7 protein-coding genes are annotated in these 7,458 nt (G+C 65.7%); 4 read left to right on the top strand and 3 right to left on the bottom strand.

Annotated elements, in window-relative coordinates:
* Positions 1-170: 170 nt before the first annotated feature.
* On the bottom strand, positions 171-1,142 hold the full coding sequence (locus ACK5IR_RS11055; RefSeq protein WP_416928841.1) for a hypothetical protein: 972 nt from the start codon (positions 1,140-1,142) through the stop codon (positions 171-173).
* A 52-nt stretch (positions 1,143-1,194) separates the two neighbouring features.
* The gene (greA, locus tag ACK5IR_RS11060) at positions 1,195-1,665 is read right to left on the bottom strand and encodes a transcription elongation factor GreA (RefSeq protein WP_416928843.1); all 471 of its coding nucleotides are present in this window, start codon (positions 1,663-1,665) and stop codon (positions 1,195-1,197) included.
* Between the two features lie 228 nt (positions 1,666-1,893).
* On the opposite strand from greA, the gene ACK5IR_RS11065 reads away from it, so the two are divergent.
* From ACK5IR_RS11065 to ACK5IR_RS11075, 3 genes are all read left to right on the top strand, one after another.
* Positions 1,894-3,546 carry a 4Fe-4S dicluster domain-containing protein gene (locus ACK5IR_RS11065; RefSeq protein ID WP_416928845.1) on the top strand — a complete coding sequence of 551 codons (1,653 nt, stop codon included), beginning with the start codon at positions 1,894-1,896 and terminating at the stop codon, positions 3,544-3,546.
* 130 nt (positions 3,547-3,676) lie between these two features.
* Positions 3,677-5,386, top strand: coding sequence for a tetratricopeptide repeat protein (locus ACK5IR_RS11070; protein WP_416928847.1), 1,710 nt, complete (start codon positions 3,677-3,679; stop codon positions 5,384-5,386).
* Positions 5,373-6,206 carry a 4-(cytidine 5'-diphospho)-2-C-methyl-D-erythritol kinase gene (locus tag ACK5IR_RS11075; RefSeq protein ID WP_416928849.1) on the top strand — a complete coding sequence of 278 codons (834 nt, stop codon included), beginning with the start codon at positions 5,373-5,375 and terminating at the stop codon, positions 6,204-6,206. Before ACK5IR_RS11070 ends, ACK5IR_RS11075 begins: the two co-directional genes overlap by 14 nt.
* Positions 6,207-6,214: 8 nt before the next feature.
* On the opposite strand, the gene ACK5IR_RS11080 is transcribed toward ACK5IR_RS11075, so the two are convergent.
* The gene (locus ACK5IR_RS11080; RefSeq protein ID WP_416928851.1) at positions 6,215-7,216 is read right to left on the bottom strand and encodes a polyprenyl synthetase family protein; all 1,002 of its coding nucleotides are present in this window, start codon (positions 7,214-7,216) and stop codon (positions 6,215-6,217) included.
* Positions 7,217-7,272: 56 nt separating this feature from the next.
* On the opposite strand from ACK5IR_RS11080, the gene ACK5IR_RS11085 reads away from it, so the two are divergent.
* On the top strand, positions 7,273-7,458 hold a 186-nt coding region (locus tag ACK5IR_RS11085; protein WP_416928853.1), incomplete at its 3' end, for a DUF2007 domain-containing protein.

Raw genomic sequence — 7,458 nt, forward strand, 5'->3', positions numbered from 1 at the left:
GCGCGCACGAACGTTGGAGGTTCGTGGCCGGCATGAAGTGAAGACCACAAGCGCTGCGCGCCCACCCGGCAGACGGGCACCGCCCTCCGTCATGCCAGTTGATTACCGTCACAATGGGCTCAAAGCGGACCCACGGTAGCCAACACCGGTCATTTTTCACGGCCCCGGTATCAGTCGAAGCTCCCCGATACCCGGCCGAGCAGCATGAAGGCGCGGGCGCTTCGGGTTTCGGCAAGCGCCACTATCTCTTCGTCGGTCGCGATTTCCTCGAAGCGCCCCAGCGCCTGATCGAAGCGGCGCAGGAAATGGTGCGCACAATCGCGAAAGACCGGGTCCTCGCGCATCCGGCCGGCCGCCCTGGCGAGGCTGTCGCGGTCGCGCACGCCGCCAAGCTCGGCAATCATGCCGCCACGTTCGCCGCGGGCGAACCTGCGCCATATCTCGGGCCGCGACCGGTCGGGTTCCAGATCGTCCATGTAGATACCGTTTTCCGCCAGCAGGGTCAAAACGTCCTCCGACGATCGCAGCAGCCCGGCAACCGCGTGATCCTTGCGCGCCAGCACCAGCGCCCGGAACCCTTCGGCATCGTGTTCATCCATCGGGAAATTGAGCGCGCGGATATATTCGTCGACCGAAATCGGCACCGGTTCGGGCGCCGGCACCACAAGCGCCAGCGCCGGCTGGTCAACGTCGCGGTCGGGCGCGCGGCGCTGTGCCGGGCCGCCGGGGCGTTCGGCCGGGCGGGCAGAAGGGGCGGGGCGCGTGTTGACCGAATTGAGCCGCGCCAGCGTGGCCTCGGTTTTTTTCTGCGCCTGGGCAAGCGCCTCGACCTGCAATTCAAGCGCGCTGCGGCGCGCGTTGTCGGTCTCGGATGGTTCGCCCGGCGCCCGGCCGATCTCGCGCACCGCGGCGCGCAGGTGCCGGTTCTCGTCGCGCAACCGGCCGATACCGCCAGCGGTCAGCGCGGCCAGCCAGATCAGCGCCACCGGAAGCAGGACAGCGACGAAAGCGGCGATACGCAGCCCCGGGCCGGGACCCGCCCCGCCCGACGGGATCAGCAGCAGCGCCAGCCCGCAGAGCATGAACCAGCCGATCGTCAACAGGCCCGCGACGCGAATTTCGGGCGCAATACCGGGACGCAAACCTTGCTGCGGCCCCTTTGGGCGTTTCTTCGGGGTCAAGGAACGATCCAGTTCAGATGTAACGCACGCTCAGAACCTCGTAGCCCTTTTCCCCGCCCGGGGTGCGGACCTCGATACTGTCGCCGGCCTCCTTGCCGATCAGCGCCCGCGCGATCGGCGAATTGACGTTCAGCATCCCCCGCTCGAGATCGGCTTCGGGCTCGCCCACGATCTGATAGGTTCTCTGCTCGTCGGTCTCCTCGTCGACGATGGTCACCGTGGCGCCGAACTTGATCGGCCCGGACAGTTTTGACGGGTCGATCACGTTGGCGCGCGAGATGATGCCCTCAAGCTCCTTGATCCGGCCCTCGATGAAGCTCTGCTTCTCACGTGCGGAATGGTATTCGGCGTTTTCCGACAGGTCCCCGTGTTCGCGAGCCTCGGAAATCGCCCGGATGATCGCCGGCCGGTCGACCGATTTGAGGGTGCGCAACTCTTCTTCGAGCGCGGTGAAACCCGCGCGGGTCATCGGTATCTTGTCCATGTGGTCCCTGCAGGGTTGAGATTTGGGGAGTGGATTAGACGCCCTTAATCCAATCGCAGTGCCAATTGTCAAGGGCGCGCGCCCCGGGAACCGGCACCGCCGCCACGCGATTTTTCGCTGCGCTGCGTCAATGTGATGCCGCGTTCCGATTGACGGCGAAGTTTTTCGTCCGTTACCCATGGCAAAGGCGGAAATACGCGCAAGCCGGGGCCAGCAGCGGGGGTATCCATGGACCAGATCGAACGTGAAGCAATGGATTACGACGTTGTCATCGTCGGGGCGGGCCCCGCCGGGCTGTCGGCGGCGATCCGCCTGAAGCAACTCGATCCGGACCTGAGCGTGGTGATGCTGGAGAAGGGGTCCGAGGTTGGCGCGCATATCCTGTCGGGGGCGGTGATGGACCCGGTCGGACTCGCCGCGCTGATCCCCGACTGGAAGGAAAGGGGCGCGCCGCTCAATACGCCGGTCCGGCGCGACGAGTTCCGCGTGATCGGAGAGGGCGGCGATATGCGGCTGCCGAACTTCGCGATGCCACCGCTGATGAGCAACCACGGCTGCTATATCGTCAGCCTTGGCAATGTCTGCCGCTGGATGGCCGAACAGGCCGAGGCTCTCGGGGTCGAGATATTTCCCGGCATGGCCTGCTCCGAAATCGTCACCGGCGAGAACGGAGAGGTGAAGGGTGTTGTCGCTGGCGAGTTTGGCCGTAATTCCGACGGAACGCCGGGGCCGCATTACGAGCCGGGAATGATCCTCAACGGGAAATACGTGTTCATCTCCGAAGGTGTGCGCGGTTCGCTCGCCAAGCAGATCATCGCCAGATACGCCCTGGACGCGGGATCGGACGTGCAGAAGTTCGGCCTGGGGATGAAGGAGTTGTGGCAGATCGATCCGGCCAGGCACCGCGAGGGCACGGTGACCCACACCATGGGCTGGCCGCTGGGTGGCAACGCCGGCGGCGGCTCGTTCATCTATCACATGGAGAACAATCAGCTCTGCATCGGCTTCGTGGTGCACCTGAACTACCAGAACCCCTATCTTTTTCCCTACATGGAGTTTCAGCGTTTCAAGCATCACCCACTGGTGGCCCATCTGCTGGAGGGCGGCGAGCGTGTGGCCTATGGCGCGCGGGCGATTTCCGAAGGCGGATTGCAGTCGATCCCGAAAACGGCGTTTCCCGGCGGCGTGCTGCTGGGGTGTTCGGCCGGCCTGATCAACGTGCCGCGGATCAAGGGCATTCACAACGCCATGCATTCCGGCAGACAGGCGGCCGAGGCGGCACATGCGGCCATTGCGGCGGGCCGGGCCGGCGACGAGTTGAACGACTACGATCAGGCATTGCGCAGCGGCCCGGTGGGCAGGGATCTGAAGCCGGTGCGCAACGTCAAGCCGCTGTGGTCGAGATACGGCCTGCTGGGCGGGCTGAGCCTGGGCGGGATCGACATGTGGGCCAACACGCTCACCGGATGGAGCCCGTTCGGAACGATGAAACACGGCAAGAGCGATGCCGAGGCCACCGGCAAGGCGGCGAAGTTCAGGCCAATCGACTATCCGCGCCCCGACGGCGCGATCAGCTTCGACCGCCTGACAAACGTCGCCTATTCCTTCACCCATCACGAGGAAACGCAGCCCTGCCACCTGAAGCTGGCCGATCCTGACATTCCGGTGAAGGTGAATCTGCCAGAATATGCCGGCCCCTCGCAGCGCTACTGCCCTGCCGGGGTTTACGAATTTGTCGATGGCGGCGAGGAAGGGCCGGTCTTCGTCATCAACTTCGCCAACTGCGTGCATTGCAAGACCTGCGATATCAAGGATCCGAGCCAGAACATCACCTGGACGGTACCGCAGGGCGGCGACGGACCGAACTATCCCAACATGTGAGCGGGGCCGGCGCGGGCGCTCACGATCACGTCATGCAGACATGGCGGGGCCGTCGGGGCCGCCGATATGGTTGTTTACGGCGCGCGCGCAGACTAGGGTCCGTTCCAGCAACCGATGACGAGGCCCCTCCTTGCCCAGTTTCCCTTCGCTCCGACTTTTCGTCGCGCTCGGCCTTGCGCTGAGCTTTCCCGCCGTGGCGCAGGATCCCGGGCCGGGATTCTCGGGGGCCTATCTCGCCGCGCGCCACGCCGGTGCCGAGAACGACTATCGCGCCGCTGCCGACTATTACACGCGGGCGCTGGCGCGCGACCGCGATAACCCGTCGCTGCAGGAAAGCGCACTGCTGGCCAATATGGGGCTGGGCGAGTTCGAGGCGGCAAGACCTGTCGCCCGGCAGATGCAGGGCCTTGGGTTCGACAGCCAGATCGCCAACATGGCACTGCTTGTCGGTGCGCTGAACGACGAGGAATATCAGACCGTCATCGACGGTATCGACGGCGATCTTTCGGTCGGGCCGCTGGTCGACGGGCTGATCCGGGGCTGGAGCCTTGTCGGCGCCGGACAGGTCGAGGCCGGAATGGCGGCCTTCGACGAGGCATCCAAAACCACCGGCCTCACCGCCTTCGGGCTTTATCACAAGGCGCTGGCTCTGGCGCTAGCCGGCGATTTCGAAGGTGCCGAGATCATTTTCTCCGGCGACGGCGGCGCGCCGTTGCGGCTGACCCGGCGGGGGGCGTTTGCCCACAGTCAGGTCCTCAGCCAGCTTGGCCGCAACCCGGCGGCGCTGGAACTGATCAGGACCGGCTGGGGTACGGATCTGGATTCCGGCCTCCAGGCACTGGCTGACCGGCTCGCCGCAGGCGAAAAGGTGCCCTTCACCCAGATCGGCAGCGTGCAGGACGGGGTGGCCGAGGTCTTCTATACCGTTGCCGACGCGCTCGAAGGCGAGGCCGCCGACAGCTATACCCTGATCTACGCCCGCGCCGCCGATTACCTGAGGCCGGGTCATGTGGATGCGATCCTGCTGGCGGCGGGACTGCTGGAGAAGCAGAAGCAATACGATCTGGCGACCGAAGCCTATAACCGGGTGCCTGCCGGCGACGCCGGCTTTCCTATCGCCGAGATCGGCCGCGCCGCGGCGCTGAGCGATGCGGGCAAGCGTGAAGCGGCGATCGAGGTGTTGCAGAACCTTGCCAAGGCACATGGCGGAATGCCGATCGTCCAGATCACGCTCGGCGACAGCCTGCGGCAGGCGGATCGTTTCGACGAGGCGTCGAAGGCCTACGACGCGGCCATTGCGCTGTTCGACAAGGACGAACCGGGGCAGTGGATCGTCTATTATGCGCGCGGCATCACCCACGAGCGCGAAAAGCGCTGGGACCAGGCCGAGGCCGATTTCCGCAAGGCGCTCGATCTCAACCCCGGCCAGCCGCAGGTGCTGAACTATCTCGGGTACTCCTTTGTCGAGATGGAGCGGAACCTCGACGAGGCGCTCGCCATGATCGAACAGGCCGTCAGGGAAGAACCCGACAGCGGTTATATTATCGATTCGCTGGGCTGGGCCGAGTTTCGCCTCGGTCGCTACGACGATGCGGTGATCAATCTCGAACGCGCGGCGCAACTGATGGCCGTCGATCCGGTGGTCAACGATCATCTGGGCGATGCCTACTGGGCGGTCGGACGCAGGATTGAGGCGCGGTTCCAGTGGCGCCGGGCGCTTTCCTTCAACCCGGAGCCGGAAGAGGCGGGGCGCATCCGGCGCAAGCTCGACATCGGGCTCGATCAGGTGCTTGAGGACGAAGGCGCCGAGCCGCTTGCAATTGTCGATGACCGCGGTTGAGGAATTTGCCCCGGCCAAGGTCAACCTGACACTGCATGTGACCGGCCGGCGGACCGATGGCTATCATCTTCTCGATTCGCTGGTCGTCTTTGCCGATGTCGGCGACCGCCTGCTTGCCCGCCCGGCCCCGTCGCTTTCGCTGAGCGTGGACGGACCGCGCGCGGCGGGCGTTCCGGTGGATGGCGGCAACCTCGTGCTTGCTGCGGCGCAGCTTATGGACGGGCCCGGAGCCGCGCTGACACTGACCAAGCACCTGCCGGCTGCCGCCGGAATCGGTGGCGGATCGGCCGATGCGGCGGCGGCACTCAGGGCGCTGTCACGCCTGTGGAACCAGCCGCTTCCGAATCCGGAGAGGATCCTTTCGCTCGGGGCCGACATTCCGGCCTGCCTCGCCGGGCGGGCCTTGCGTATGTCGGGCGTGGGAGAGGCGCTCGAACCCGTCGCCGGGCTGGCGCCACTGCCAGCGGTGCTGGCGAACCCCGGCATCGCCGTATCGACACCCGCTGTCTTTGCCGCGCTCGCAAGCCGGCACAACGCACCGATGCAACCGCTTCCCGCCAGCCGCGACCCGGATGCGCTGATCGAATGGCTGAAGGCGCAGCGCAATGACCTCGAACAGGCCGCGATCGCAATCGCACCGCCAATCGCCGGGTTGCTTGCGGCGCTCCGGGCGCAGACGGGTTGCAGGATGGCGCGGATGTCGGGTTCGGGGGCTACCTGCTTCGCGCTTTTCGGCGATGCCGGTACAGCAGCGGCGGCGGCCGCCGGCATTGCACGCGCGCAACCCGGCTGGTGGGTAGTGCCGAGCGTTCTTTCCTGAAGCCGGATTCAGCGGATGCGGTCGACCACGTAATCGGCCAGATCGATCAGCATGTCGCGGATATCGCCGGCCGGCAGGGTACCGAGCGCCTGCTTGGCCCGGCCCGACCAGCCGATCGCCTCGGCCCGCGTGGTTTCCAGCGTGCCATGCCGCGCCAGGAGGTACAGCGCGCGTTCGAGATCGCCCTCTTCCTGCTGCCCCTTCTCGATCGTGCGGATCCAGAAGGCGCGCTCCCCGGCGTCGGCCAGCGCCACCGCCTTGATGACCGGTAGTGTCAGCTTGCGCTCGCGGAAATCGTCGCCCACGTTCTTGCCTGTCGCGGCCGTATCGCCGCCATAATCCAGCAGATCGTCGACGATCTGAAAACTGATGCCGAGCGCATCGCCATAGGTGCGCAGCGCGTCGGTCGCCTCGCGGCTTTCGCCAGCCACGATCCCGCCGACCTCGGCTGCGGCGGCGAAAAGCGCTGCCGTCTTGCCACGAATGACCTTCAGATAGACCGCCTCGTCGGTGGCCAGATCCCGTGCGGCCACCATTTGCAGTACCTCGCCCTCGGCGATGACCGCCGCAGCGTCCGACAGGATACCGAGCACCCGCATGTTGCCGGTCTCGGTCATCAACTGGAACGAGCGCGCGAACAGATAGTCCCCCACCAGAACCGAGGACTTGTTGTCCCAGAGCAGGTTGGCGGTCGGCCGTCCGCGCCGCTGCGCGCTTTCGTCCACCACGTCGTCGTGCAGCAAGGTGGCGGTGTGCAGGAACTCGACCGTCGCTGCCAGTTTCAGGTGATGATCGCCCTCGTAGCCGCACATCCGGGCGGTGGCCAGTGTCAGCATCGGCCGCAGCCGCTTGCCGCCTGCCTCGACCAGATGCGCCGTCACCTCGGGGATGCGCGGCGCGTTCTCCGATGCCATCCTTTCACGGATCAGGTCGTTGACCCGGTCCAGATCGCCCGCCAGTGCCCGCGCCAGCCGGTCGTGCGGCTTTTCCGATGTTTCGTCCAGGCTCATCACCGCCCCGTCACTTCGTCTCGACAACGCAAGGGAGATACCCTTAAGTCGGTTCCATGAAAGAGGTTTTGCGCACCAACGACCCGACCGTCATCGCCTTTGCAAAATCGCTCCTTGCAGGCGAGGATATAGACTGCTTCGAAATGGACGTCCATATGAGCGTCCTCGAAGGCTCCATCGGTATTCTGCCGCGCCGCCTGATGGTGCGCGATGCCGATCTGTTCCTGGCGCGGGTGGCGCTG

Source organism: Tropicimonas sp., from assembly GCF_047971885.1.
Classification (GTDB): Bacteria; Pseudomonadota; Alphaproteobacteria; order Rhodobacterales; family Rhodobacteraceae; genus Tropicimonas.

Excerpts from the sequence above, each read along its gene's own strand:
- ACK5IR_RS11080 (WP_416928851.1), bottom strand. The coding sequence starts at position 7,216 with ATGAGCCTGGACGAAACATCGGAAAAGCCGCACGACCGGCTGGCGCGG.
- greA (WP_416928843.1), bottom strand. The coding sequence starts at position 1,665 with ATGGACAAGATACCGATGACCCGCGCGGGTTTCACCGCGCTCGAAGAA.
- ACK5IR_RS11075 (WP_416928849.1), top strand. The coding sequence starts at position 5,373 with ATGACCGCGGTTGAGGAATTTGCCCCGGCCAAGGTCAACCTGACACTG.
- ACK5IR_RS11065 (WP_416928845.1), top strand. The coding sequence starts at position 1,894 with ATGGACCAGATCGAACGTGAAGCAATGGATTACGACGTTGTCATCGTC.